This is a genomic window from Bradyrhizobium sp. 147 (genome assembly GCF_023073935.1).
Classification (GTDB): Bacteria; Pseudomonadota; Alphaproteobacteria; order Rhizobiales; family Xanthobacteraceae; genus Bradyrhizobium.
Genome location: NZ_JADPKL010000070.1, coordinates 43,935 through 68,963 on the forward strand (window position 1 = coordinate 43,935; position 25,029 = coordinate 68,963).

The window sequence follows — 25,029 nt, forward strand, 5'->3', positions numbered from 1 at the left end:
GTTCTTTTCTTTGCTCTCTTATTGATCCTGCGCCGGCAGCCACGTGCCGGGAATGACACGCGAATGCCCGCGAAATTCCGCGATGACGGTGTCGCCGACAGTGACACGCACGTCGTAGATGCCGGAGCGGCCGCCACGGGTGACCTCTCTAGCCTTCGCAACCAAGCGATCGCCGAGCTTGCCCGGTCTGATGAAAGTGATCTGGCCCTGCGCCGCGACGGCGCGCTCATTGTGCGAGTTGCAGGCAAATGCGAAGGCAGAATCGGCGAGCGTGAAGATGAAGCCGCCGTGGGCTATGCGCTGGCCGTTGACCATGTCCGGCCGCACCACCATCGTCAGCGTCGCGAAGCCCGGGCCGATTTCGACGATCTCCATGCCGAGCCCCTTGGAAGCATCGTCCTCCACCCACATCGCGTCAGCACAGGCGCGGGCAATATCCTCGGACGAAAGAGCAGCTTTGATGTTCACGCGCTTCTCCCGGGCAAGTGTTTATCCATCATGCTCTGCTGCTCGGCCAAAACTGTCAAACATGGTCGTAATCGACCACGACGCGCTCCGACGACGGCTTCGCCTGACAGGTCAGGATAAAGCCGGCCTTCAGCTCCCAGGGTTCCAGCGAGTAGTTGATGTCCATCGGCGCCTCGCCCGCGATCAGGTTGGCGCGGCAGGTCGAGCACATGCCGCCCTTGCAGGCGAAGGGCAGATCGACGCCGGCGCGGAGCGCGGCATCGAGGATCGCCTCGTCCTCGGCAACAGGCACGTCGCGGCGTTTGCCGTCGATGATAAGGGATGCGACCGCCTTCGGCGGCGCGTCGGGGGCAACGACCTTCTTCGGCCGCGGCTTGCCGCCGAATTCGGAGACGAAGCGCTCGACATGGATACGCTCTTCCGCGACCCCAAGATCGCGGCAGGTCGCCTCGATGTCCTCGCTCATGCCTGATGGACCGCAGATGAAGACATGGTCGACGCTTTCCGCCGGCACCAGCGAACGCAAGAGCACCCTCACCTTGTCGCCGTCGAGCCGGCCATGCAGGATCGGGATGTCCTGTTCCTCGCCGGAGATGACGTAGAAGATCGAAAGACGGTCGATGAAGCGGTCCTTCAGCTCCTCCAGCGCTTCGAGAAACATGATGTTGTCGGTAGAGCGATTGCCGTAGAACAGGAAGAAGCGGCTCTGCGGTTCACGCGCGAGTATGCCCTTCACGATCGAGAGGATGGGCGTGATGCCGGAGCCCGCGGCAAAGCCGACATGGATGCGCCCGCTCTCCGCCGATGGGACTAGGCCGAAGCGCCCCGTCGGCGTCATCACATCGAGCTCGTCACCGCATTTCAGCTCGTCCGCCGCCCAGCTCGAAAATGCGCCGCCGTCGACCTTCTTCACGGCAATCCGGATCTCGCCGTCCTCGGGTCCGGAACAGATGGAATAGGAGCGACGAACCTCTTCGCCATCGAGCGTCGTGCGGAGCGTCAGGTATTGGCCGGGCGTGAAGGCGTAATCGCTGGCGAGTTCGCCGGGGATGGCGAAGGTCATCGAGATGGCGTCCGAGGCCTCGCGGCGGAGGTCGTTGACGGCCAGGCGATGGAAGCGCGGTGCGGCTGCTGACATTACGTGCCCGCTCGTTCGGTCTCTCCGACGTCATTGCGAGCGAAGCGAAGCAATCCAGAGTCTCTCCGCGGAAGCAGTCTGGATTGCTTCGTCGCAAAAGCTCCTCGCAATGACGATGGGGTTGGCATTCGTTCAGCTCAATGACACTTGAAATAGTCGAAGGGTTCGCGGCAGGCCTTGCAGCGCCAGAGCGCCTTGCAGGAGGTCGAGCCGAATTCGGACAAGAGTTCGGTCTTGTCAGAACCGCATTGCGGACACGCGACGGTCTGTCCGCCGAATAGCGCGCGGCGCGAGCTTGAGGCCTGCGGCGGCGCGATGCCGTAGGCGTGCAGCTTGGCGCGCCCCTCCTCGCTCATCCAATCCGTGGTCCAGGCCGGCGACAGCACTGTACGCACGTTCGGACGACGGAAGCCGGCGCGTTCCAGCGCGAGCTCGATTTCGAGTGCGATCATGTTCATGGCAGGGCAGCCCGAATAGGTCGGCGTGATCGCGACCTCGACGCGATCGCCGTCCAGAACGACGTCACGGAGCACGCCGAGATCGCCGATGGTCAGCACCGGAATCTCGGGATCGACCACGCTCGCCGCAGCATCCCAGGCGCGCCGGCGCAGGTCAGTGTCGCGATCCAGCACCGTCACCATGTCAGCCCCGGAAAAGTGCGCTGCATCGATTGCAGCTCGGACAGGAGATGGCCGAGATGCTCGCTGTGCCGGCCAGAACGGCCACCCTGCTGCATCCAGTCGTTCTGCGGCAGCTCAAGTGTCGCCTCGCTGACGATATCCGACAACGTCGTCAACCAGCGACCGCGCAAGCTCGCCGGATCAACCGCAATGTCGGCATCGATCAGGGCGCGTTCGCCTTCGTCGACGGCAAACATCTCACCGGTGAAGGCCCAGAGATGATCAATCGCGGCCTGCGCGCGGGCGTGGCTTTCGTGCGTGCCGTCACCGAGCCGGATGATCCACTCCGAGGCATGGCGCAGATGATAGGCGCTCTCTTTCTCCGACTTGGCTGCAATGGCGGCAAGCGTTGGATCGCGCGAGGTCATCATCGCGCGCCAATAGAGATCGGCGAAGGCGGAATAGAAGAACTGCCGAACCAGCGTCTGGGCGAAATCTCCGTTCGGCTGCTCGACCAGCAGCAGATTGCGGTACTGCCTGACGTCGCGCAGATAAGCGAGCTTGTCCTCGTCGTTGTCCTCGCCCTCGACCCTGGCAGCATAGCCATAGAGCTCCCGTGCCTGCCCGATGAGATCGAGCGCGATGTTGGACAGCGCCATGTCCTCTTCCAGCATCGGCGCATGCCCGCACCATTCCGACAACCGGTGGCCGAGAATCAGCGCATCGTCGGCCCGGCGCAGCGCGTAGAGCACCAGCGGCGTTTCAGAGACCTGGATGTTGGCGACCGGCATCACATATGTCCCACTTCTTCGGGCACCTCATAAAAGGTCGGGTGCCGATAGATCTTCGACTCCGCCGGCTCGAACATCATGCCCTTGTCGGCGGGATCGCTCGCGGTGATCGCAGTGGACGGCACGACCCAGATCGACAGGCCCTCGCCGCGGCGGGTGTAGATGTCGCGGGCGGCCTGCAGCGCCATCGTTGCGTCGCTCGCATGCAGCGAGCCGACATGCTTGTGCGCGAGCCCGTTGCGGCTGCGAATGAAGACTTCCCACAGCGGCGTGTTCGGCGTGGCCATCGTAATCTCCTATTCCGCGGCTTGTGCGGTCTGACGCTGCGCGCGCTTGGCGGCATAGCTAGCCGCGGCCTCGCGCACCCAGGCGCCCTCCTCGTGCGCCTTGCGGCGCGCGGCCAGCCGATCGCGATTGCAGGGACCGTTGCCGGCGAGCACCTGCTTGAATTCGGTCCAGTCGATTTCGCTGTAGCGCCAGTGCCCGTCGGCATCCTGGGTCATGCCGGGATCGGGAATGGTGAGGCCGAGATATTGCGCCTGCGGCACGGTGGCATCGACGAATTTCTGGCGCAGCTCGTCATTGGAGAAGCGCTTGATCTTCCACTTCGTCGAGGTGTCGCTGTGCTGGCTCGCGGCATCGGGTGGGCCGAACATCATCAGCACCGGCCACCACCAGCGGTTCAACGCATCCTGCGCCATCGCCTTCTGCTCCTCCGAGCCGCGGCACAGCGTCAACATGATCTCGTAGCCCTGGCGCTGGTGAAAGGACTCCTCCTTGCAGACGCGGATCATCGCGCGCGCATAGGGGCCATAGGAGCAGCGGCACAGCGGGATCTGGTTCATGATCGCGGCGCCGTCGACCAGCCAGCCGATGGTGCCGATGTCGGCCCAGGTCAGCGTCGGATAGTTGAAGATCGAGGAATATTTGGCCTTACCGGCGAGCATGGCATCGACCAGCTCTTCGCGCGAGGTCCCTAACGTCTCGGCGGCGGCATAGAGATAGAGCCCGTGGCCGCATTCGTCCTGCACCTTGGCGAGCAGCGCGGCCTTGCGGCGCAGCGTCGGGGCGCGCGTGATCCAATTGCCCTCCGGCAGCATGCCGACGATCTCGGAATGGGCGTGCTGGGAGATCTGGCGGGTGAGCGTCTTGCGATAGGCCGCCGGCATCCAGTCGTTCGGCTCGATGCGCTCCTCGGTATCAATGCGGGCCTGGAATTGTGCAGCCCTGGCTGCGTCCTCAAGACCGCGATCATCGGTCTCGGCCATGTTCAGCGCCTGGGTGTACATGCGCATCCTCCCGATTTGTTGGAGGAAATGTATAACAAAATTTAGTTCATGCAAGATATTTCTGTAACATATATCAGACCCCAAACCTCCGTTCCAGAAGCTTCCGCGCCGCCGGCAAGGGTCCCCTCTCGTTAGTTCCATGCCTGTCGAGCCACTGTTCCGACGGAGCCAGCAGCGCGCGATAAATCTCGCCACAAAGCGCACGCGCTGCCCTGCCCGGCCAATCCGCCGGCAGCAGGCTTTCGGGCAACAGCGGGTCGCGCAGCACGACGCGGCGGTAATAGTGGATCAGGAGGATGCGCGCGGTGAAGGCGTCAGTCTCGGACAAATCCGTGCCGCGCGCGATCGCGGCACGGAGCGGCTCGAACGTCTTCATGAACTTCACATAGGCGTCCGCGGTACGGTCCAGCGGCCAGCTCGCGCTGAGCAGGCGGCGCCCGCTGTCATCCTCCGCCGAGATTTCAAGGCGGATCGCGCCAGCGGCCTCGTCGGGCACCGGTACGCCCGATGGCGCAACCCATACGCCCGGCAGCGGAGTGCCGAAGCCGGCATTGCGGAGTGCCTCGCGCGAGGCGTCGCGGTCCTCGCCATTGCCGATCAGCAGCAGCTCGAAACGCCCGGTCCAGTTGGACGGCGGCGGATCGTAGATGTGGCGCGTCGCGGCCTCGAAGGTCTGGCGTCCCTTTTCGGCCAGCCGATAGAAGCTGTTGCGGCCAACCTTTTCGCGCGTCAGCCAGCCATCGGCTGCAAGGCGCGACATCGCGGTACGCACCACGCCGCTGTCGATGTCGAGGCTTTCGAAGAATTCCAACAGCGTACCGAGCCACACCACACCGCCACGCGGTACGATGGCGTCACCGAATACGGTGATGACGATGGAGCCAGTGCGCGACGGCTCGCGCTTGAGCTGATCGATGATGCGGGACAACGGATGTGCCATGCGCAAGGCATAGCGCGTTTGGTGCGGGCGCGACAATGGAGGGGAACCACGCCGTTGCTCCTCTTCCCGTTTGTTCTTACGGGCAGAGGCGAAGCATCACCTGTGCGGATCGGGATAGGCCAGGCTGCGCCAGCCGCTGCGGTCGAACGGCTGCCACTGGCCTTCCGTCTGTGCGAGGCGATCGGCGACCGCGTAGACCACCGCGGGATGATGTCCCATGCCGCAATGGCTGCTTTCGACCTCGATGCTCTCGGTCTGCGCTCCCGATTTCTCCATACAGCCCTGCCAGGCGCAGATGCCGTCGGTGCGGCTGAAGATGGCGGTGGTCGGCACGGGCGGCGGGACGGCGAGCTCGCCGCCGAAGTGCGGATCGACCTCGTCGGCCTTCCGCCCGCTCGCCCATTCATAGACGCGCCAGGCGTTGGTCGAACGCGGATTGCCGGCAAAGGGGCTGCCGAGCGTGATCACCTGGCGCACGCGCTCCGGCATCATCTTGGCGAGCTGGCGTGCATAGAGGCCGCCGAGGCTCCAGCCGATCAGGCTGATCTTGCGGCCATGCGTATCGCTGAGTTCCTGGACCAGATCGACCATCGCTTGCTGGACGCCGGGACGCAGGCCGTAGTTGCGACCCTGGCCCCAGCCGCTCACCGCATAGCCCTTGCTGGTCAAAAACGCGCGCAGCGCGCGCGTGGAGGAATCGGAGGCCACGAGGCCTGGCAACACCAGCACCGGATGCCCGTCGCCGCGCGGCGCGAGGCTCAAGAGCGGCAGCGCGCCGAGGAATGCGCCGAACTCGTGGATCGCGCGCCCCTCCAGAAACATCAGGGAGCGGGACGGCGGACGCAGCGTCTGGGCAGTTGCGCTCATCAATGTTCCCCTGGGAAGAATTCCTGGAAAGGCCGGCTGCATTGCGGAAAATGGGCATGGATTCCAACACGCCGGCCTCTTGAACGTTCCGCAGCGCAACATGAATCAGCTAGGCGGCCGGTTCCCGATATTCAAGCGGGAGAGGCGCAAGGCGACAATAGGCTCAGGCGTTAATGCTTACGCCGTGACGCAAAAGTCACAACAATCGGAGCAGGAATTCGACGGAGTAGAGCACAAGTCCGGCGAGACCGCCGATCAGCGAGCCATTGAAGCGGATGTATTGCAGGTCGCGCCCGATATTGATTTCGATCAGAGAAATCAACTGCGTCATATTCCACGCCTTGACCTGGTCGGAGATGAAAGTCGAGACGCCGCCCTTCTGATCGGCGACGAAGCTGCGCAGCACGGTCACCAGGCCCTTGTTGATCTCGCCCCGCAACTCGGCATCGCCCGCGAGCGCTTCGCCTGCGGCAACGAACATGCCGGCGAGATGATGCTGGAGCATCTGCGTTTCGCCGCTGGCGCTGCGCTCAATGAAGGAGCGCGTGTTGGCCCAGACGGTGCGGGCGAGTTGGGCAAGCTCGGGGCGCGCCAGCAGATCGCGCTTCAGCCCGGCGATACGGTCGATATAGGCCTGGTCGGTGCCGAGCCTCTCGACGAAGGTCAGCACCATGCGGTCGAATTCACCGCGAAACGGATGCTTGGGATCACTGCGCACCTCATTGAAGAAGGCGGTGGCGGATGCGACGATCTTGTTCACCAGAAACTTGTCGGCGCGGTAGAGTCTCAGCAGGGTCGGCAATTCCGCGCGCACCTTCTCGCGGATCATCGCCATCGTCTCCTTCTGATTCAGCGTCTCGTGCATCACGCGCAGGAGATCGTCGAACAGAATCTGGTGCCGCCCCTCAGCTACGAATCCGCGCAGCGTGCCGGCTGCGAGCGGCGCAAGGTCGATCGCCTGGAGCTGCGATGACATGCGGCGGATGATGAAGGTCATCAGGCCCGAGCTCTCCGTCGCTGAGAACGCCTCCGGCAGCAGGCGCAGCGCAAAGCGCGCGAGATCGTCGCTGCGCTTACGATCACGCAGCCAGTCGGCAACGAAGGAGCCGAAATCGATTTCCTTCAGCTTGGCCTCGACGGGTCCGGCCTCGAGGAAATGCACCTGGATGAACTCGCCGAGCTTGTCGGCGATGCGGGCCTGGTTGCTCTGGATGATCGCGGTATGCGGGATCGGCAGGCCGAGCGGCCGCTTGAACAGCGCAACCACGGCATACCAGTCGGCGAGCCCGCCGATGGTCGCGGCTTCCGCGAAGGCCGCGACGAAGCCGAACACGGGATGCACGTTCAGAAGGATCTTCGCGACGATGAAGAGCGCAAGCGTCGCGGCCAGAACCAACGTCGCGAGCGCTTTCACGCGGCGCAGCTCGGCCGCACGTTTGGCGTCACCAGGGGTGTCGAAGGAGAAGGCGGCGGATGGAGTCATCACTGCATCACAGTACTCGTCATTCCGAGCCAAGCGAAGCAATCCAGTCTGCTTCCGTGGAAAGACTTTGGATTCGCTTCGCGGAGCCTGTCATCGGGCCGCGCTTTGCGCGGGCCCGGTGGCTCGCAGTGACGGTGGCGAAAAAAAACAAAGGCCCGCCGAAGCGGGCCTCAAAATCAGTTTCTCGTCCCAAGGCGCCGTATCACGCGGTCTTGTTGTAGACCTTGGCGAAATTGTCCTGCGCAGACTTCGCACCGTTGGCGGCGAGCTTGCCGAAATAGTCGGCAGTCGCCTTGGCTCGCGAGACGAACACTTCACCGCGGGCGCGGAGCAGGCTCGACTGGATCTCGACGGCCTCGCTGATCGACTTGGCGGACGCGAGCTTGTCGATGCCCGAGAAGAACGCCTCAGCGTCCTCATAGATCGCCTGCTGAATGTTGCGGCTGATCTTGCCGGCCTCGGCGATCGATTCTGTCACCGCGTTCTCGACGGCGGCGGTCACCCGCTCGGAGCCGGCGAAAGCTTCGGCAGCACGGTCTTTAGCGGTGCTGGCCGTCTTCTTGACGAACTCGCGGGCGGCCTCAGGAACTTCCAAATTCTGGATGTTCTTGAAAGCGTCCTTGAAGCCCTCGAAGGCGGTGTTGGTTTCGGTGGTCATGGGTTCCTCCATCCTCATTGCGCTGAGCTATGGCTCACCCCGTCCGCATGGCCCGGGGCACGACATATATGGCATGGACTATTGTGCGATGCAATATCCTTATTGCACTGCGGCATCACGGAATCGTGAAAAGCCTTAGAAAAAGGCGCCGCGCTGCCTTCGTCAGCGGCCGTCCCGGACCACCCGATCTTCACCTTAGTGCTGGACCGCGCCTGGCAATCCATAGGCCTCCATCTGGGCCTGAACCTGCGCGATATGGTGCCCGAGCACGACGATGTCGTGGGTCTTGCCATCGACGTCCCGGACATGATCGCGCAGCAGAGCCTCGGCCTTGAAGCCGAGGCTTTCGAACAAGGCAATCGCCGCCTGCTGGTCGACCGTCATCTGCACCGAGAGCTTTTCCAGGCGAGCTCCGAGCGCAAGTGCAAAGGTCTCCTGCGAGAGCGCCTTCCCGACACCCTGCCCGCGTACGTCGGACGAGACCACCATGCGGATCTCACCGACATGAGGCGACCAGGAATGCGGATCGCGCACCAGCGTGCCGCAGCCGACGACCTTGCCGTCCCTCACCGCAAGCAGGCTCGTGATCGCGCCGCGCTCGATCTCCTTGACCCAGGCGGAGAGCACCTTCGGCTGGCTGATATTGCGCGGCAGGAACAACAGATCATGGGACGGAAGACCTTGGCCGAAGGCCAGCACCGCGGCTTCGTCTCCAGGCGACATCAGGCGGATCTCGATATCACCGGCATCGGTCCTGAGGTGACGCGGATAGGAACGCTGCTCATTCATGTCGATCTCTTTCCCAGCCAGGAGTCCAGTTTCGGCCACAGCCGCTTCACCGCGTTGGCACCGGCCACGAGGGAGACGTGGCCGCCCTTCAACATCACTTCTTCCTTGTCCGCGGAGCCGATCTTTGCGATCAGGTGCTTTGCGGAGTCATAAGGCACGATGTGGTCATGCTCGGCGACCGCATGCAGGAGCGGCACCTTGATGTTTTCGAGCTTCGCTGCGCGGCCGCCGACCGACATGGTGTCGTTGAACAGCTTATTGTCCCACATCAGATCCTTGGTGATGGTGCGGAAATATTCACCCGCCAGCGGCAGCGTGTCGGTCGCCCAACGGTCGAACATGCGGTAAGACTTGACGAACTCGTCGTTCCAGATGTTCTCCCAAAGCTGGATCTGGCTCACCGTGCGCGAGGCCGGGCGCAACATCTCGAACGAGGACAGGATCATCTCCGGCGGCACGTTGCCGACGCTATCGACGAGATGGTCGACATCGAAATAGCGGCGGTCGGAGAAGTTCGAGAACAGCTTCATCTCGCGAAAGTCGATCGGCGTAGTGAAGCAGATCAGATTCTTGATCGGCCCGTCCTTGTGGATCGAGCCGTAGAGCAGCGACAGCACCCCGCCGAAGCAATAGCCGATGATGGAAACGTCCTGCTCGCCGGAATCGGCTTGCACACGGCGGACGCAATCCGGAATGAAGTCGAGGACATAGTCCTCCATCCGCAGGCTCTTCTCCTCCGGCCGCGGCGCGCTCCAATCCAGCATGTAGACGTCGTAGCCGCGCCTCAAGAGGAACTCGATGAAGCTCTGGCCAGGGACGAGGTCGAGAATGTAGCCACGGTTGGTGGTGGCCATCACGATCAGCACCGGCACGCGGTAGATCTCGTTCGACATTGGCCGGTAGTGATAGAGGCTCATCGTGCCGCGCGAATGCAGCACGTCCTTCGGTGTCGATCCGAGCGTGGGGCCGGAGGTCGAGAAATATTCGACGCCTTTGATGCTGCGCTGGATCGCGCGCTGCACCTCGGTCTGGATGCGCTCCGGGATAGATGCGAAATCAAGTCCCGTCGGCGCGTTCATGTCCGCTCTCCGTCTTCGGAGGGCGGGCGCTTCGTCCGCGGCGGCCGTGGGGCGCCGTCGCCGCCTTGCGATATTCCGGAATTTGCCGCCATCTGACTCAGCATCGACCTCATCTCGCCGATCTGAGCTTCGATGGACTGGAGCCGTTCCGCAAGACCCATGACCTGCTGCCGGCTCGCCAGGTTCATTGCGACGAGATACTTCTCCATGAGTTCACCGAGCTGCTTCTGAGCACCTGCAGCAACTCCTCCCGCGCGGTTCATCGCCTGTGAGAATTCGGGCGACGACATGGCTTGGTTGGCGAAGGAGTTGAACCCCTTCTCCATCTCGCCCATCATCTTCTGCCACATGGCGACAGGGTCGTTGGTCTTGTCGGTCATCGGCGTCCTCCTGATGTCGAGAGCTTCGATGCTCTTCTTTTGGGCCATACCACACCCTTGCGAGGGGCCGGTCAACCGGCGAGCGGCCCGGTGCCGCGCACACGGCTTCTTTGCCGCGGGAAACCGTGCAATACAGCATTGGTCAGCAGCAAGGGATAGCGACCGTGAACGTCCATCAGCCGCCCCAGACCGTCCGCGCCAATGGGATCGACATCTGCTACGAAATCTTCGGCAACGACAATGCCGAGCCGCTGCTGCTGATCATGGGGCTCGGGGCGCAGATGATCCATTGGGATGATGCGTTCTGCGAGCAGCTTGCCGCGCGCGGCTTTCGCGTGATCCGCTTCGACAACCGCGACATCGGCAAGTCGAGCCATCTGACCGGCGGCAAGCGGCTGACGCCGCTCGAGCTGCTGAAGCTACGCTTCCTCAGGATTCCGGTTGCTGCAACCTACAAGCTGATCGACATGGCGAAGGACACGATCGGGCTGATGGATGCGCTCGGCATCAAGTCGACGCATCTGGTCGGAGCCTCCATGGGCGGCATGATCGCCCAGGAGGTGACGCTGTCATTTCCCGAGCGCGTACGCTCGCTGACCTCGATCATGTCGACCACGGGCAATCCGCGCGTGCCACCGCCGACACGCGAGGCCGCCGCAATGCTGATGGCGCCGCCGCCACGCAGCAAGGAGGAATTCATGGTCCGCTTCGGCCAGACCTGGAAGATCTTGCGCGCCGGGTCATTTCCGGAAGAGGAAGCGCTCGACCCTGAACGCGCCGAGCGCGTGTTCGCACGCGGACTCAATCCGGCCGGCGTCGGCCGGCAGCTCCGCGCCGTGCTCGCCTCGGGCAGCCGCAAGGAACGGCTGCATGGGGTGAAGACGCCGACGCTCGTCATTCACGGCACCGTCGATCCCCTGGTCCATCCCGAAGGCGGCAAGGACACGGCAGCGTCAATTCCCGGCGCCAAGCTGTTGATGATCGAAGGCATGGGCCACGCGCTGCCGATGCGCTTCTGGCCCGAGATCATCGGCGCCATCGACGACCACGCGCATGGCGCGGCGGCGCAAGCCGCCTAGCCCTTCCTCGCGATCCAGATCACGTGGCGCGCGCCGCCGCCTCTGCCGGTAGCACGGACGTTGACTTCGTTGACGTCGAAGCCGGCGCTCGCAATGCGCTTGGTGAAGGCCGGGTTGGGCCCTGACGACCAGACAGCGAGCACGCCGGTTGGCCGCAGCGCCGTCTTGGCCGCCCTCAAACCGTCCGCATTGTAGAGCGCGTCGTTATCCTTTCGTGTCAGCCCTTCCGGCCCGTTGTCGACGTCGAGGAGAATGGCGTCGAAGGCGGAGCGCTGCGCCCGAATGATTTCGCCAACGTCGGTCTCCCGGATGCTCACCCTGGGATCGTCGAGGCTGTCGCCGAAGACCGACGCCATCGGGCCGCGTGCCCAGGCCACCACCGCAGGCACAAGTTCGGAGACCACGATCCTCGCCTTGCCTCCGAGCACGGCAAGCGCCGCGCGCAGCGTAAAACCCATGCCGAGGCCGCCGATGAGGACGACAGGGTTTGCGACGTTCTCGATCTGCTTTGCCGCCAGCGTTGCAAGCGCGGCCTCCGAGCCCGACAAGCGGCTGTTCATCAGCTCGTTGCTGCCGAGCTTGATAGAGAACTCCTTGCCGCGCCGCATCAGGCGGAGCTCACCGTCGGAACCGGGGATTTGCGCGGTGTCGATCTTTTCCCAGGGAATCATGCCTGACGTTTAGCACGATCGGGCCCGTGGTCACCCACCCGCCCAAACGTCCAGCACATAGCGGTTGTTCGCGCCCATCGCCTCGATCCAGCGTGCACTGGCCGCGGCATCGCTACCGCTCTTCTCGCGGTGCATCGCGACGAGGGCAGCCTTCACATCGGGCTCCATCTTGCCGCCGTCGCCGCAGACATAGATGATGGCGCCTTGCTCGATCAGCGGCCAGACCTTGTCCTTCTGCGCGGCCAGGAGATGCTGCACATAGGTCTTCGGGCCATCGGCACGCGAGAACGCGGTGAAAAGCTCGGTGATGCCGCTTGCCGCCAGCGCCTTCAGCTCGTCCGCGTAGAGAAAATCCTGATCGGGATGGCGGCAGCCGAAGAACAGCATCGCCGGACCAAGAGCAGCCCCCTTCGCCCTGCGCGCAGCGCGCTCCTGAAGGAAGCCGCGGAACGGGGCAAGTCCCGTGCCCGGTCCGATCATGATGATCGGCACCGATGGCTCGTCGGGGAGGCGGAAGCCGGCCTTGGTCTCACGCACGGTGGCGAAGATCGTATCACCCGCTCGCCGGTTCGCGAGATAATTGGAGCAGATGCCCTTGTAGGTGCCGCGCCCGGAAGCGGCCGGCCCTTCGACCACCCCGACGGTGATGCTGCAGCGCGCCCGGTCGACCGACGGGGAGGACGAGATCGAGTAATAGCGCGGCGCGAGCAGCGAGAGCATTTCGAGATAGACGTGGAACGGCAATTCGCAGGCCGGATATTCGAGCAGCAGGTCGAACACCGATTTGCGTCTGACCAAGATCTCGGTGCGGTAACGCTCGAGCGGCTCCGCCTCCTCGCCAAGAAAGGCGAGCAGCTTTGGTTTCGTCACCGGGCAGCGGGTGTGCTCCGCCATGATCTGGATCTGCTTCCGTGTCGCGACCTGCTGCAATTCGACGAACTCACTGAGCAGACGGCCGACCGACACGGCCTCGCCGACGGGCAATTGCGCCCGGCGGCCTTCCGCGACCTGAAGCCGGATCTGATCGGCTGGCAGGAAGCCGAAGCGGCGAGCGACCGAATCGACCAGCGTCGGGTCGTTGCGCGGGACCACGCTCAAATGATCGCCGACCCGATAGGTGACATTGGACGGCAGTTGCACCTCGATATGGCGCGTCGAACGCTCCGACGGATTAGGCCCGCTTCTGTTCTGAAGCTCGTCATTGACCAGAACCTTCATCGCGACAGCACCGCCCTGGGCCACGATAGTGTTGGCGGCGGTCACCGCCACCGGCTCGATTGCATAGAGCGGATCGTCCTCCGCGGTGCGGGTGAAATTCCAGTCGATGCCGAATTCCTTGGTCGCGACCTGAGCAGCCGCCGGAAACCATTTCTGGAATTGGCCGTCGAGATCGCTGCGCGCATCGCCCTCGCCGCGCGGATAGACGGCGCGCGCGCCATGTGCCGACAATTGCTCGTCGATGAAGCGCGGCACCGACTGATACGTCGCTGCCCAGTCGCTGTTGCCACAGCCGAACACGGCGTAGCGCACATTGGCAAAGGCGTCCTTCGGCAAGTCGCCGCCGAGCCATTTGACGAATTGCGTCGCATTGTCAGGCGGTGCGCCGTTGTAGGAGGCGCAGATGATCAGCACGCCGCCTTCCTGCGGCAGCTTGCCGACGTAATCGTCGAGCGGGCCGAGACGCACGGCAAAGCCGTTGATTTCCGCGAGGTCGGCCATGCGCGTCGCGAGTTCCTCGGCGGTGCCGAGATTGGAGCCGTAGAGCACCAGCATCGGCGTGTTGTGGCCGGGCCGGGCGGCCGGCTGACGCGGTCCCTTGGGTGCCGAAGCCATTGCCACGACTGGTCCGCCAAAGGCACCGCGCTCGCGATCGGCGCGCGGGCGAACCTTGATCTTGAAACCCTCCGGCTTGATCGTCAGCGTTTCCTTCAAGTGCATCTGATAGCGCTGGTGATCGATCAGCTTGAAGCGCTGGAGGATCATCCCGAGCGCAAGCGCAGCCTCGTGCATGGCAAAGCCCCGGCCGATGCAAGCGCGTTGGCCGTTGCCGAACGGCTTCCAGGCATTGACCGGCCGTTTGGCTTCCGCCTCGCGGCTGAAATTCTCGGGATCGAATGTATCAGGGTTCGGTCCCCAGACTGAGGGATCGCGATGCAGCGCCGTCACCAGGATGGTGGTGAACGTGCCCTTCCTGAGCTTGTACTTGCCGCCGCCGATGGTCTCATCGTTGAGCGGCGAGATACCATAGGCCGGCGCCGGCGGCCACAGCCGCAGCGCCTCCTTCAGGACCTGCGTGATGTAGGTGAGCTGCGTCACCTGCTGATAGGTCGGCTTCGCATTGACGTCGGGACCGAAGACGCGGTCGACCTCGTCATAGGCCTTCTTGAGGATGTCCGGATGCTTCAGCAGTGCATAGAGGGTGTAGGACAACAGGCCGCTGGTGGTCTCGTGGCCCGCGATCAGGAAGGTGTTGATCTGGTAGCGAATGTTGACGTCATCAAGCTGCTCGCCGGTCGCGCGGTCGATGCCGGTCATCATCGCGGCCAGCATGTCCTTGTTGTCGTCGATGCCGTCCGCACTCTTGCGTCGTTCTGCAATGATCTCGTCGACCATCTTATTCATGAAGGCGACGTCTTCGGCCAAGGTCTTGCGCCGCTTCTGCATCCAAAGCTGCTCGAAGGGCAGGCCACGCGTCATCATGATGGTTTCGAGCGAGCGCACCAGCGACTCGACGAACGGGTGATAGTCGCGCCGGTAGAACGAGTTGAAGCGGTAGTCGAAGCCGCACAGGCCAATTGTGTCCAGCGTCAATGCGGTCATGTCGTGGACGACGTCGATCTCGTCGTCGGCATTGAGCCGTTCCCATTTGCGAACGAGCTGCTCGGCGATGTCGACCATGCTCGGATGATACGACTGCATGGCCCGGTTGCCGAACGGCTGGAGCAGGATGTTGTGGGCCTTGCTCCAGTTCGGCTCCTTGGTATCGGCCGTGAACAAGCCGTCGCCGCCGACCGCACGTACACGCCGCAGCGCACCGCGCACCGTCTTGTCGAAGCGCTTCTCGTCGGAGAGCTCGTCGACGAGGTCGTGGCCGGAGACGACCACGATCGGCGAGCCCATCATGTCGAGCCAGAAGATCGGACCCAGCTCCTTGGCGAGCCGCGTCAGGTGCTGCACGGGGGCGGCCGAGTCCAGCGACAGCTTCTCGAGATCGGGAATCAGCTTGTCCATGCCATCAGCGGAGGATGGCGGCAACACCGCGTCATTCTCGGCCATGATCATCAGCGACGGCACGCGGACCGTATGATCGAGCCCTTCGGAGCGCGCCCAGTTGCGCGACATGTTGCGGTACCAGTTGATGCCCCCGGTAAAACCCGTTTTGGTGAAGGCATCGACGAAGACTTTCTTCTCTTCCGGCGACAGGATCGGCGTACGCGGATCGTGCTTCGCGTCATAGCCGGCAATCATCTGCGGAAATGCCAGATTGAGCCGCGGCGAAGCGCCGACACCGGCAACCACCTCCTCCGGCGGGGTGTCGGCCGGGCGCGGCACCGGCTTACGCATGAACGCATCGAAAGTCTGTTCGACACGGCTGCCGAAAATCCTGTCCGGCTCGCGCGCCGGATCCTGGAATTGAACGATGTACATCTTGTCGCCGAAGCGTGCGCGCAACAGCTCGATCGGATCGGCCCAGGGGCGATTGGTGTGGGGCGTGTTGATGCCGACTACGCCGGCGACCCGGTCGATGTGCCGCAACGGCATTTGCCAAACGATGAAGCCGCCCCAATCGTGACCGACGAAGATCGCCTTATCGATCTGCAGATGATCAAGCAGTCCGACGAGATCGCCGGTCAGGTGCTCAATGTCGTAGGCCTCGACCGGCTCGGGCCGGTCGGTCGCACCGTAGCCGCGCTGGTCGGGCGCGATCACGCGGATGCCGGCCTCGCTCAGTGCCTTGATCTGGTGGCGCCAGGAAAAGGCGAGCTCGGGCCAGCCGTGGCACAGCACGACCGGCGGCTTGTCGTCGGCCGGGCCAGCCTCGTAATAGCCCATGCGGATTCCGTTCGTCGTCGCGAACTTGAGCGGCGGCATTTCAATCATCGCGAACTCCTTATTCCGCAGCACGCTTGATGTCGGCCGCGGGCGGCGCATAGGCCGCCTCCAGTGCGGCGAACTCTTCCGGCAGCATGTCGCTCATCACCTGCACGTGCGGAATGATATTGGCGCCGACGATGAAGCCGAAATCGAGCTGGTCCCGGTAGCTCTGCACGGTGATGTTGAGCGCCTGCCCATGCGTCGAGATCGAGACCGGGAAAATGTGCAGAAGCTCGGCCCCTGCAGCATAGAGCGTCTGCCGCGGTCCTGGGACGTTCGACACCGTGATATTGGCGGCCGGCGGCAGCACGTCGGACAGATTGGAGCGGCTGTAGAGCAGCGCCAGGATCTGCACCATGATCGGGGCACCCAGCATCGAGATGTTGGAGACCTGCGGCATCAGCGCCCGCAGTGGATGCGACATCTCTTTGGACTTGGCCGATTGCGCGATGATGGCTTCCAGCCGCGCCTTTGGATTGTCGATGTTGGTCGCGATCGAGCAGATCATGCCGAACACCTGGTTATTGGCCTCGGTGTTGCCCTCCTCGCGCAGCGAGATCGGCACCGCCGCAGTCAGCGATTTCGCCGGCAGCGTGCCATATTGCTGGAGATAGCGGCGGACCACGCCCGAGGCGAGCGCCAGCACGACGTCATTGAGCTTGCCGCCGGCCTGCTTGGCCAGCGCCTTGGCCCGCGACAACGAGATCGATACGCCGGCGAAGCTCCGCTCCGACGAGATGGTCTTGTTGAGCATGGTCGGCGGCGACACCATGCTGGCGAGGCTCTCGCGCGATTTCGGATCTGCGACCTTGCCGAGCACGTCGGAGACGCTCTTGAGCACCGTCGGGAGGTTGCCGGCGAACCGCACCGCGCTCTCGATCTGGTACATCGCATTGTCGAACAGGATCGAGCCGATGTCGCTCTTGCCGGTACGCGGCAATTGCAGGTTCTTCGCGGCCGCCGACGCATCGAGCGGCTGGCTGAAGAGCTGTCGATAGGAATCGAGCAGGTTGGCCGTGATATCGCGCGGCTCCTGTCCGGGCTTGGCTCCAGCCGTCGGCGGCTCGACCTTCCGTGGGATCGGCGAGATGTCGTAGATCAACTTGGTCAAGGCCGCACCGGCGCCGCCGTCGATGGCGGCATGATGCATCTTGGAATAAAGGCCGACCTCGTTGTCCTTCATGCCCTCGAACACGTAGAACTCCCAGAGCGGACGGGCCCGGTTCAGGAGCTTGGCATGCATCCAGCCGACGATGCGTTCGAGCGTGGCTCGGTCGCGCGGCTGCGGCAGGCTGGCGCGGAAAATGTGACGATCGATGTCGAACTGATCGTCCTCGACCCAGGAGGGATGATCGATGTCGAGCGGCGCCTTCTCTAGCCGCGCCTTCAGGATCGGCGCGATGTGCAGGCGCGAGACGATCATGGCCTTGAAGTCTTCGAAGAAGTCGCCCTTGTAGTCGTCGGGCAGGTGAAAGATTGCCATGCTTCCGACATGCATCGGCATTTCCGGCGTTTCCAGATAGAGAAACGACGCGTCCAGCGACGACAGCTTCTTCCCGTCAGCCATAATTCCCTCCCGCAAGACTTGACGGGCGCGTTTGGTCCGCGCTTCTCGTCAGGCCGATACTGCCTGTTCCGCCGGGGCATATGCAATGGCAAACGGTCCGGCCCGGTCAAATGGCCGGAATTCCCCCTCCGCTTGCGCCAGCCGGTCCGCCACGGCCCACAGCGCCGCGGGATTGACCCCGAGCCCGATATGGCTCGCCAGATGCACCTCGATGTTCTCGGCACGGGCGGAGGGACGGAGCAGACAGGTCCGCCAATTCACGACACCGTCGGCACGCGAATAGATCGAACTCGTGGGCACCGGCAGATCGCCGGCGAGCGCCTCGCGCTGTTCGGCATAATCCTCGACCCGCTCGCCTGACAGCGCCTCGTACAGCCGCGTGGCGTTGGTCGCCCGTACGTCGTTAGCAAAAGGGGTGCCGAGCGTGATGACATAGCGGACCATCTCCGGCGCCTGAAGTGCGAGATCGCGGGCATAGACGCCGCCGAGGCTCCATCCGACCAGGCTGACCTTGCGGCCGGAGGCGGCGTGGATCTCGGCCAAGCGCATGCGCAGCGAATCCCGCATCCGCCCGAGCCCGCCGAGATTGCGGCCCATCCGCCAGGCATGTGCCTCATAACCGAGCTCGCTGAGATAGCGTCGCATCGGTGCCATCGAGAGATCGCTGGCGAGGAAGCCCGGCAGCGCCAGCACCGGATGGCCGTCGCCCCTGGGCGCGCGCATCAGAAGCGGTGACAGCAGCAGGCTCGCATTGAATTCGAGCAGACCCCGAGCCTCGGCAAGTAGCAGCCCGATACCCGGCGGACGACGCCGGCCTGAATCCAGCGTCCCGTCCGGCCCTGATGACACTATTTCTTCTTGTCGCTGCTGCGCGTGCCGCCGAGGCCTGCCATCGCGACGAACATGTCCTGAAACCGTTCGGCGAGCTTGGGATCGTATGTAAACCAACTCTGCACCAACGATTCGGGCGAGACCTTGTCGATGTTGCTCAGGACCTGCTGCTGCAGCTTGTCCATCACCGCCGTCTGCATCGGCGACACGTCCGGCAGTCCAAAGAATTGGCGGGCCTCGAGGGGAGTGCAGTCGATTTCGATATTAACCTTCATGTCCCCTCCGGATGAGATTCGAGCGGCCTGCCGGCAGTATCGCCGCGAGTTGTGGTGCGACGCAAGCGCCTGATGCCGGCGCGACATATCCCGACCCGCAACGGCCGAATATGGTCAACCAAGTCGAAAGTCGAAAGCCGCCCAAGCCAGCCGGCACGATCAGCATTGCTGCACAGCGGTGCAACTTGGCGCGTTCCTTGCTGGAATGGCGCTTGCACGGGTCGAGAACTCTGGGCAACATGGATTGATCGGCCGGCCGAACAAATCAAAAATCACCGGCACGGCAGTGTGGAGAGGGTCAAGAATGTCATTAGGTCGAAGTCTGTTTGCGGCGACGCTCGCCGGTATGGCTGCGTTCTCGGTCTCGCCGGCGTCGAGCCAGGCGCTGCGCTATGCCAACCAGGGCGACCTGAAGTCGCTCGATCCCTATACCCTCAACGAGAGCACCACCCACGCCCATCTCGGCCACGTCTATCAGGGCCTCACCGCGCGCGACAAGGACCTCAAGATCATTCCGGCGCTGGCGGAAAGCTGGGAGACGCCGGAGCCGACCCGCTGGCGCTTCCACCTGCGCAAGGGCGTGAAATTCCATAACGGCGATCCGTTCACCGCCGACGACGTGCTGTTCTCCGCCGATCGCGTCCGCAAGAAGGGGTCCAATATGCAGACCCGCCTTGCACCCGACGTCAAGGTCGTCAAGGTTGACGACTACACCGTCGATTTCGTCCTGCCCTCGCCCAATCCCATCCTGCATTCGTCGTGGGATGTCTGGTACATCATGGACAAGAAATGGGCCGAGGAGAACAACGTCGTCGATCCGACGCCGGTGGCGGCGACCACGCCGAGCTACGCCTCGCTCCACGAGAACGGCACCGGTCCCTTCATCATCGAAAGCCATCAGCCCGGCGTGAAGACGGTGTTCAAGGCCAACCCCAATTACTGGGGCAAGATGGATGGTAACCTGAAGGAGATCACCTTCACCCCGATCGCCTCCGACGCCACCCGCGTCGCCGCGCTGCTCTCGGGCGAAGTCGACGTCATCGAGCCGGTGCCGATCCAGGACATCTCCCGCGTCGATTCCAGCCCGAATGCCCAGGTGCTCAAAGGGCCGGAGCTGCGCACCATCTTCATCGGCTTCGACCAGACCCGCGACGAGTTGCTCTACTCCAACATCAAGGGCAAGAATCCGTTCAAGGACGTCCGCGTCCGCGAAGCCTTTTACAAGGCTATCGACATCGAGCTGATCAAGACGCGCGTGATGCGCGGGCTATCGACGCCGTCAGCTCTGATGATTGCGCCGGAACTGTTCGCGCTGTCCAAGGAGTTCACGCGGCCGAAATTCGACCCCGATGGCGCCAAGAAGCTCCTGATCGAGGCCGGTTACCCCGATGGCTTCGAGGTCACCATGGATTGCCCGAACGATCGTTACGTCAACGATGCGGCGATCTGCCAGGCCGTCGTCGGCATGCTCGCCCGTATCGGCGTCAAGATCAATCTCCTGGCGCAGCCGAAGGCGCAATACTTCGCCAAGGTGCTCAAGCAAGGTGGCTACCAGACCTCGTTCTATCTCTTGGGCTGGACGCCGAGCACGATGGATTCCCACAACGTGCTCTACGACATCATGGGCTGCCGGGACGATGCGAAATCCTCGCGCGGCGAAGCCAATCTCGGCGGCTATTGCAACAAGGAGTTCGACGCCATCACCGACAAGGTGCTGGTTGAAACCGACACCGCCAAGCGCAACCAGTTGATCAAGCAAGCCTACGAAATCGCCAACAAGGACTGGGCGTACATCCCGCTGCACCAGCAGGCGTTGGCCTGGGGCGTATCGAAAAAGGTCAACCTACCGCAGCGCGCCGACAATCTCGTCATGTTCCACTGGGCGACCAAGAAGGAATAGCCTCAGTTGAACACAAGGTCCCGGCAGCATCAGGCCTCCGGGACCTTTTCCTTTTCCGGCTGACAAAGGCGTCGGCCAGACACACACTCAAGGACAGTGGAAGGCATGCTCGCTTTCACTCTTCGCCGCGCCGTTCAGGCCATCGGCGTCATGTTCGCCGTCGGCATCATCGCCTTCTCGATGTTCCGTTTCGCCGGCGACCCCGTCAACCAGATCGTCTCGATCGACACGTCGGCGGCCGAACGCGAAGCCGTGCGCAAGTCGCTCGGCCTCGATGATCCCGTGCCGGTGCAGTTCGTGCGCTATTTCGCCGATGCCGCGCAGTTCAAGTTCGGCGTGTCCTATCAGTTCCGCCAGCCGGTCTCGACGCTGTTGATGGAGCGCATGCCCGCGACGCTGGAGCTTGCGATCTGCGCGACCGTCTTTGCAATGGTGCTCGGCATTCTGATGGGTGTCTATTCGGCGCTCAAGCGCGACACCGTGCTCGCCAAGTTATTCCAGGCGGTTTCGCTGATCGGCATCTCGCTGCCGACTTTCCTGATCGGTATTCTTCTGATCTATCTGTTCGCGGTGACATTGGGCTGGCTGCCCTCCTTCGGCCGCGGCGAGGTGGTCAAGCTCGGCTGGTGGACTACGGGCCTGCTCACGCTTTCGGGCCTGAAGGCGCTGATCATGCCCGCGATCACCCTCGGCCTGTTCCAGATGACCCTGATCATGCGGCTGGTGCGCGCGGAGATGCTGGAAGTGCTGCGAACCGACTATATACGCTTCGCCCGCGCCCGCGGGCTGACCACCCGTGCCATCCATTTCGGCCACGCGCTGAAGAACACGCTCATCCCCGTGATCACGGTGGCGGGATTGCAGTTTGGCTCGGTTATTGCATTTTCGATCATCACCGAAACCGTGTTCCAATGGCCGGGCATGGGACTTCTGTTCGTGCAGGCCGTGCAAAACGTCGATATCCCGATAATGGCCGCCTACCTGCTGATGGTCTCGCTGATCTTCGTCACCATCAATCTGGTGGTCGATATCCTCTACACCGTGGTCGATCCGCGTCTACGCGCGACCGTCGGCCGCGCCACGTAAGGCAGCCTGCATGTCCGACGCAGTCGTCTCCAATTCCAATGGGCAGAGCACGCAGCCAGCGCAAACGGCCCGCGGATGGCTCAGCCGCGCGCTCGACAGCGATATCTTCTATTCGTTTCGCCGCTCCAAGCTCACCATGGCAGCAGCGGCGATCACGGTCTTGTTCTTCCTGCTTGCGATCTTTGCATCCGCGCTCGCGGTGCAGAACCCATTCGATCCGGCACAATTGCAACTGATGAATTCGCGGATTTCACCGCTGTGGACCGCCGACGGCCAGAGCCCGTTCCTGCTCGGCACCGACGAGCAGGGCCGCGACGTGTTCTCCGCCATTCTCTACGGCATGCGCATCTCGCTCGCCGTGGGCGTGGCCGGCGTGATCTTCGCCGGTGCGCTCGGTATCGCGCTCGGCCTGATCGCCGGCTATTTCGGCGGTGCAGTCGATGGCGTGATCATGCGCATCGCCGACGTGCAGCTCACCTTCCCGGCCATCCTGATCGCGCTGCTGGTCAATGGCGTCGCCAAATCGATCCTTGGCAACCGGCTGGATGCCACCAGCATGCTGGTCGTGCTGGTGATCTCGATCGGCCTCAGTTTCTGGGTGGGTTACGCCCGGACCGTGCGCGGTTCCGTGATGGTCGAGAAGAATAAGGACTACGTCGCCGCCGCGCAGCTGATCGGTCTGCCCGCACCGAAGATCATGCTGCGGCATGTGCTGCCGAACACGATGGGCCCGATCCTGGTGATCGCCACGATCAATCTCGCTCTTGCGATCATCACCGAGGCGACGCTGTCCTTCCTCGGCGTCGGCCTGCCCGACACCATGCCCTCGCTCGGCACGCTGATCCGGATCGGCAACAACTACCTGTTCGCCGGCGAATGGTGGATCGTCGCCTTCCCGGGGCTTGCGCTGGCAGCGCTGATCCTCTCGATCAACCTGCTCGGCGACTGGCTGCGCGACGCGCTCAACCCGAAGCTCAGATGAGTACGCCTCGCTCATGACCGAACCTGTTCTCTCCGTGCGTAATCTTCATGTGGAGTTCGCCTCCCGCCGCGGCACGCTGCGCGCCATCGACGGCATCTCCTTCGACATCGCCAAGGGCGAGGTGCTCGGCGTGGTCGGTGAATCCGGCGCCGGCAAATCCGTCACCGGCCTCTCCGTGATCGGCCTGATCGATCCACCCGGCCGCATCGCCGGCGGCGAGATTCATCTCGCGGGCCTGCGCATTGACAATCTGCCGCCGGAAGAGATGCGCCGCATCCGGGGCAAGCGCATCGGCATGATCTTCCAGGATCCCCTCACCTCGCTCAATCCGCTCTACCGGGTCGGCGACCAGATCGTGGAGACGATCCGGACCCATCTCAATCTCTCCGAACAAGCGGCGCGGCGCCGCGCCGTCGAACTCTTGGCCGAAGTCGGCATCCCAGCGCCGGAAAAGCGGATCGACGGCTATCCCCACGAATTCTCCGGCGGTATGCGCCAGCGCGTGGTGATTGCACTGGCGATCTGCGCCGAGCCGGAGCTGATCATCGCGGACGAGCCGACGACCGCGCTCGATGTCTCCGTGCAGGCGCAGATCATCTCCCTGATCAAGCGGCTCGGGCGCGACCACGGCACGGCCGTGATGCTGGTGACCCACGACATGGGCGTGATCGCGGAGACATCGGACCGGGTCGCGGTGATGTATGCCGGCCGCATCGCCGAGATCGGCCCCGTGCAAGATGTCGTGAAGAATCCGCTGCACCCGTACGCCAGGGGGCTGATGGGCGCGATCCCGACTCTGGCCGGAGACGACAAGCGCCTCGTGCAGATTCCCGGCTCGATGCCGCGCCTGTCGGCGATCCCGCCGGGCTGCTCGTTCAACCCGCGCTGCGCCTTCGCCTTTGACCGCTGCCGCGTGGAACGGCCGGAGCCGCTCACGCGTGGCGCGCAGTCGGTCGCCTGTCACCTTTATGATAATGTGCCGGCGGAGAGCGCGGCATGAGCGCACCGTTCGTCCAGGCTAGAAATCTGCGCCGGGTGTTCGACGTGTCGAAGCCATGGCTCAACCGCGTGCTCGAAGGCGGGCATCTCGAATATCTCAAGGCTGTCGATCACGTCACCTTCGAGATCAGGAAGGGCGAGACGTTCGCTCTGGTCGGTGAATCCGGTTCCGGCAAGACCACGGTGGCGCGGATGGTCGTCGGCCTGCTGCCGCCGAGCTCCGGCGACGTGCTGATCGACGGCGTGTCGATGACCGATCCGCGGCAGGCTCCCGCACGCCGCAAGCTACGCCGCCGCATCCAGATGATCTTCCAGGATCCGTATGCGAGCCTGAACCCGCGCTTCCGGGTCGACGCCATCATCTCCGAGCCGATCCGCGCCTTCGACCTGATCCAGGGTGAGCGTGACATCCAGGCGCGCGTCGGCGAGCTGCTCAGCCTCGTCGGCCTGCACCCCGACGACCGACTGAAATTTCCGCACGAATTCTCTGGCGGCCAGCGCCAGCGCATCGCGATCGCGCGAGCGCTCGCATCGGACGCCGAATTCATCGTCTGCGACGAGCCGACCTCGGCTCTGGACGTCTCGGTGCAGGCGCAGATCCTGAACCTGATGCGCGACCTCCAGGACAAATTCGGCCTGACCTACATGTTCATCAGCCACAACCTCGCCGTGGTGCGCCACATGGCGAGCCGGGTCGGCGTAATGTATCTCGGCCGCATCGTCGAGATCGCGGAAGGACGCGAGCTGTTCGCCCGTCCGCGCATGCCCTACACCAAGATGCTGCTCGGTGCCGTGCCTGATCTCGCCATGAGCGGCCGCCAGCGCATTCCAGTCAAGGGCGAGATCCCGAACCCGATCAATCCGCCCTCCGGATGCGCCTTCAATCCGCGCTGCCCGCTGGCGTTCGATCGCTGCCGCAAGGAGATCCCGGAACTGATCGACGGCGTCGCCTGCCACGCGGTCAACACCGCGCCGGTCCCGGCGTGACGCGCGCGTGCCATGCAACCTGCGCATTTGGCGGCGGCGTGGCCCTGTGATCAAT

At 63.5% G+C, this 25,029-nt stretch carries 24 protein-coding genes; 6 read left to right on the forward strand and 18 right to left on the reverse strand.

Annotated elements, in window-relative coordinates:
- Window positions 1-18: 18 nt before the first annotated feature.
- The 13 genes from paaI to IVA87_RS15705 form a co-directional block, all read right to left on the reverse strand.
- On the reverse strand, window positions 19-468 hold the full coding sequence (gene paaI / locus IVA87_RS15645; protein WP_247301180.1) for a hydroxyphenylacetyl-CoA thioesterase PaaI: 450 nt from the start codon (window positions 466-468) through the stop codon (window positions 19-21).
- 55 nt (window positions 469-523) lie between these two features.
- Window positions 524-1,606, reverse strand: a complete 1,083-nt coding sequence (paaE, locus tag IVA87_RS15650; protein WP_247301181.1) for a 1,2-phenylacetyl-CoA epoxidase subunit PaaE — start codon at window positions 1,604-1,606, stop codon at window positions 524-526.
- A 137-nt stretch (window positions 1,607-1,743) separates the two neighbouring features.
- Window positions 1,744-2,247: a 1,2-phenylacetyl-CoA epoxidase subunit PaaD gene (gene paaD, locus IVA87_RS15655; RefSeq protein ID WP_247301182.1), complete on the reverse strand. Its 504-nt coding sequence runs from the start codon at window positions 2,245-2,247 to the stop codon at window positions 1,744-1,746.
- Entirely contained in the window at window positions 2,241-3,017 is a 777-nt protein-coding gene (paaC, locus tag IVA87_RS15660) for a 1,2-phenylacetyl-CoA epoxidase subunit PaaC (protein WP_247301183.1), read from the reverse strand. The genes paaD and paaC overlap by 7 nt, the downstream gene beginning before the upstream one ends.
- Entirely contained in the window at window positions 3,017-3,304 is a 288-nt protein-coding gene (gene paaB, locus IVA87_RS15665) for a 1,2-phenylacetyl-CoA epoxidase subunit PaaB (RefSeq protein ID WP_106942621.1), read from the reverse strand. The genes paaC and paaB overlap by 1 nt, the downstream gene beginning before the upstream one ends.
- A 9-nt stretch (window positions 3,305-3,313) precedes the next feature.
- Window positions 3,314-4,306 carry a 1,2-phenylacetyl-CoA epoxidase subunit PaaA gene (gene paaA / locus IVA87_RS15670; RefSeq protein ID WP_247334121.1) on the reverse strand — a complete coding sequence of 331 codons (993 nt, stop codon included), beginning with the start codon at window positions 4,304-4,306 and terminating at the stop codon, window positions 3,314-3,316.
- 73 nt (window positions 4,307-4,379) lie between these two features.
- Window positions 4,380-5,246: a phenylacetic acid degradation operon negative regulatory protein PaaX gene (paaX, locus tag IVA87_RS15675; protein WP_247301185.1), complete on the reverse strand. Its 867-nt coding sequence runs from the start codon at window positions 5,244-5,246 to the stop codon at window positions 4,380-4,382.
- A 96-nt stretch (window positions 5,247-5,342) separates the two neighbouring features.
- Complete coding sequence (locus tag IVA87_RS15680) at window positions 5,343-6,113, reverse strand: alpha/beta hydrolase (RefSeq protein ID WP_247301186.1); 771 nt, start codon at window positions 6,111-6,113, stop codon at window positions 5,343-5,345.
- A gap of 196 nt (window positions 6,114-6,309) precedes the next feature.
- A complete protein-coding gene (locus tag IVA87_RS15685; protein ID WP_247301187.1) occupies window positions 6,310-7,596 on the reverse strand; it encodes a DUF445 domain-containing protein in 1,287 nt (428 codons plus the stop codon).
- A 202-nt stretch (window positions 7,597-7,798) separates the two neighbouring features.
- Window positions 7,799-8,254, reverse strand: a complete 456-nt coding sequence (locus IVA87_RS15690) for a phasin (RefSeq protein ID WP_247301188.1) — start codon at window positions 8,252-8,254, stop codon at window positions 7,799-7,801.
- A gap of 195 nt (window positions 8,255-8,449) precedes the next feature.
- Window positions 8,450-9,043, reverse strand: coding sequence for a GNAT family N-acetyltransferase (locus IVA87_RS15695; RefSeq protein WP_247301189.1), 594 nt, complete (start codon window positions 9,041-9,043; stop codon window positions 8,450-8,452).
- Entirely contained in the window at window positions 9,040-10,122 is a 1,083-nt protein-coding gene (locus tag IVA87_RS15700) for an alpha/beta fold hydrolase (RefSeq protein ID WP_247301190.1), read from the reverse strand. Before IVA87_RS15700 ends, IVA87_RS15695 begins: the two co-directional genes overlap by 4 nt.
- Window positions 10,119-10,502, reverse strand: a complete 384-nt coding sequence (locus IVA87_RS15705) for a hypothetical protein (protein ID WP_247301191.1) — start codon at window positions 10,500-10,502, stop codon at window positions 10,119-10,121. The genes IVA87_RS15700 and IVA87_RS15705 overlap by 4 nt, the downstream gene beginning before the upstream one ends.
- Before the next feature lie 164 nt (window positions 10,503-10,666).
- On the opposite strand from IVA87_RS15705, the gene IVA87_RS15710 reads away from it, so the two are divergent.
- Window positions 10,667-11,581, forward strand: a complete 915-nt coding sequence (locus IVA87_RS15710; protein WP_247334123.1) for an alpha/beta hydrolase — start codon at window positions 10,667-10,669, stop codon at window positions 11,579-11,581.
- On the opposite strand, the gene IVA87_RS15715 is transcribed toward IVA87_RS15710, so the two are convergent.
- From IVA87_RS15715 to IVA87_RS15740, 5 genes are read right to left on the reverse strand one after another with little or no spacing between them, the layout of a single operon-like run.
- Entirely contained in the window at window positions 11,578-12,252 is a 675-nt protein-coding gene (locus tag IVA87_RS15715) for a spermidine synthase (protein WP_247334125.1), read from the reverse strand. The two genes, IVA87_RS15710 and IVA87_RS15715, sit on opposite strands and share 4 nt — an antisense overlap.
- A 30-nt stretch (window positions 12,253-12,282) precedes the next feature.
- Window positions 12,283-16,404, reverse strand: a complete 4,122-nt coding sequence (locus tag IVA87_RS15720) for a cytochrome P450 (protein ID WP_346657737.1) — start codon at window positions 16,402-16,404, stop codon at window positions 12,283-12,285.
- A complete protein-coding gene (locus IVA87_RS15730; RefSeq protein ID WP_247334127.1) occupies window positions 16,364-17,914 on the reverse strand; it encodes a wax ester/triacylglycerol synthase family O-acyltransferase in 1,551 nt (516 codons plus the stop codon). Before IVA87_RS15730 ends, IVA87_RS15720 begins: the two co-directional genes overlap by 41 nt.
- Before the next feature lie 48 nt (window positions 17,915-17,962).
- Window positions 17,963-18,763, reverse strand: coding sequence for an alpha/beta hydrolase (locus IVA87_RS15735; protein ID WP_247334128.1), 801 nt, complete (start codon window positions 18,761-18,763; stop codon window positions 17,963-17,965).
- On the reverse strand, window positions 18,763-19,020 hold the full coding sequence (locus IVA87_RS15740; protein ID WP_091891548.1) for a DUF6489 family protein: 258 nt from the start codon (window positions 19,018-19,020) through the stop codon (window positions 18,763-18,765). Before IVA87_RS15740 ends, IVA87_RS15735 begins: the two co-directional genes overlap by 1 nt.
- 304 nt (window positions 19,021-19,324) lie before the next feature.
- Here IVA87_RS15740 and IVA87_RS15745 point away from each other — a divergent pair, with 304 nt between their 5' ends.
- From IVA87_RS15745 to IVA87_RS15765, 5 genes are all read left to right on the forward strand, one after another.
- Window positions 19,325-20,920: an ABC transporter substrate-binding protein gene (locus IVA87_RS15745; RefSeq protein ID WP_247301196.1), complete on the forward strand. Its 1,596-nt coding sequence runs from the start codon at window positions 19,325-19,327 to the stop codon at window positions 20,918-20,920.
- Window positions 20,921-21,025: 105 nt separating this feature from the next.
- Window positions 21,026-22,006, forward strand: a complete 981-nt coding sequence (locus IVA87_RS15750; RefSeq protein WP_247279837.1) for an ABC transporter permease — start codon at window positions 21,026-21,028, stop codon at window positions 22,004-22,006.
- Between the two features lie 10 nt (window positions 22,007-22,016).
- On the forward strand, window positions 22,017-22,988 hold the full coding sequence (locus tag IVA87_RS15755; RefSeq protein WP_247301197.1) for an ABC transporter permease: 972 nt from the start codon (window positions 22,017-22,019) through the stop codon (window positions 22,986-22,988).
- 13 nt (window positions 22,989-23,001) lie between these two features.
- On the forward strand, window positions 23,002-23,988 hold the full coding sequence (locus IVA87_RS15760; RefSeq protein WP_247301198.1) for an ABC transporter ATP-binding protein: 987 nt from the start codon (window positions 23,002-23,004) through the stop codon (window positions 23,986-23,988).
- The gene (locus IVA87_RS15765) at window positions 23,985-24,974 is read left to right on the forward strand and encodes an oligopeptide/dipeptide ABC transporter ATP-binding protein (RefSeq protein WP_247301199.1); all 990 of its coding nucleotides are present in this window, start codon (window positions 23,985-23,987) and stop codon (window positions 24,972-24,974) included. Before IVA87_RS15760 ends, IVA87_RS15765 begins: the two co-directional genes overlap by 4 nt.
- Window positions 24,975-25,029 lie beyond the last annotated feature (55 nt).

Bases quoted from the DNA above. Each gene is read 5' to 3' on its own strand.
- IVA87_RS15690 (WP_247301188.1), bottom strand. From the start codon at position 8,254: ATGACCACCGAAACCAACACCGCCTTCGAGGGCTTCAAGGACGCTTTC.
- IVA87_RS15730 (WP_247334127.1), bottom strand. From the start codon at position 17,914: ATGGCTGACGGGAAGAAGCTGTCGTCGCTGGACGCGTCGTTTCTCTAT.
- IVA87_RS15750 (WP_247279837.1), top strand. From the start codon at position 21,026: ATGCTCGCTTTCACTCTTCGCCGCGCCGTTCAGGCCATCGGCGTCATG.
- paaD (WP_247301182.1), bottom strand. From the start codon at position 2,247: ATGGTGACGGTGCTGGATCGCGACACTGACCTGCGCCGGCGCGCCTGG.
- IVA87_RS15700 (WP_247301190.1), bottom strand. From the start codon at position 10,122: ATGAACGCGCCGACGGGACTTGATTTCGCATCTATCCCGGAGCGCATC.
- IVA87_RS15740 (WP_091891548.1), bottom strand. From the start codon at position 19,020: ATGAAGGTTAATATCGAAATCGACTGCACTCCCCTCGAGGCCCGCCAA.
- IVA87_RS15720 (WP_346657737.1), bottom strand. From the start codon at position 16,404: ATGCGCCGCCCGCGGCCGACATCAAGCGTGCTGCGGAATAAGGAGTTC.
- paaA (WP_247334121.1), bottom strand. From the start codon at position 4,306: ATGTACACCCAGGCGCTGAACATGGCCGAGACCGATGATCGCGGTCTT.
- IVA87_RS15755 (WP_247301197.1), top strand. From the start codon at position 22,017: ATGTCCGACGCAGTCGTCTCCAATTCCAATGGGCAGAGCACGCAGCCA.
- IVA87_RS15715 (WP_247334125.1), bottom strand. From the start codon at position 12,252: ATGATTCCCTGGGAAAAGATCGACACCGCGCAAATCCCCGGTTCCGAC.
- IVA87_RS15760 (WP_247301198.1), top strand. From the start codon at position 23,002: ATGACCGAACCTGTTCTCTCCGTGCGTAATCTTCATGTGGAGTTCGCC.
- paaX (WP_247301185.1), bottom strand. From the start codon at position 5,246: ATGGCACATCCGTTGTCCCGCATCATCGATCAGCTCAAGCGCGAGCCG.
- IVA87_RS15705 (WP_247301191.1), bottom strand. From the start codon at position 10,502: ATGACCGACAAGACCAACGACCCTGTCGCCATGTGGCAGAAGATGATG.
- IVA87_RS15765 (WP_247301199.1), top strand. From the start codon at position 23,985: ATGAGCGCACCGTTCGTCCAGGCTAGAAATCTGCGCCGGGTGTTCGAC.
- IVA87_RS15745 (WP_247301196.1), top strand. From the start codon at position 19,325: ATGTCATTAGGTCGAAGTCTGTTTGCGGCGACGCTCGCCGGTATGGCT.
- paaC (WP_247301183.1), bottom strand. From the start codon at position 3,017: ATGCCGGTCGCCAACATCCAGGTCTCTGAAACGCCGCTGGTGCTCTAC.
- IVA87_RS15685 (WP_247301187.1), bottom strand. From the start codon at position 7,596: ATGACTCCATCCGCCGCCTTCTCCTTCGACACCCCTGGTGACGCCAAA.
- IVA87_RS15680 (WP_247301186.1), bottom strand. From the start codon at position 6,113: ATGAGCGCAACTGCCCAGACGCTGCGTCCGCCGTCCCGCTCCCTGATG.
- paaB (WP_106942621.1), bottom strand. From the start codon at position 3,304: ATGGCCACGCCGAACACGCCGCTGTGGGAAGTCTTCATTCGCAGCCGC.
- paaE (WP_247301181.1), bottom strand. From the start codon at position 1,606: ATGTCAGCAGCCGCACCGCGCTTCCATCGCCTGGCCGTCAACGACCTC.
- IVA87_RS15695 (WP_247301189.1), bottom strand. From the start codon at position 9,043: ATGAATGAGCAGCGTTCCTATCCGCGTCACCTCAGGACCGATGCCGGT.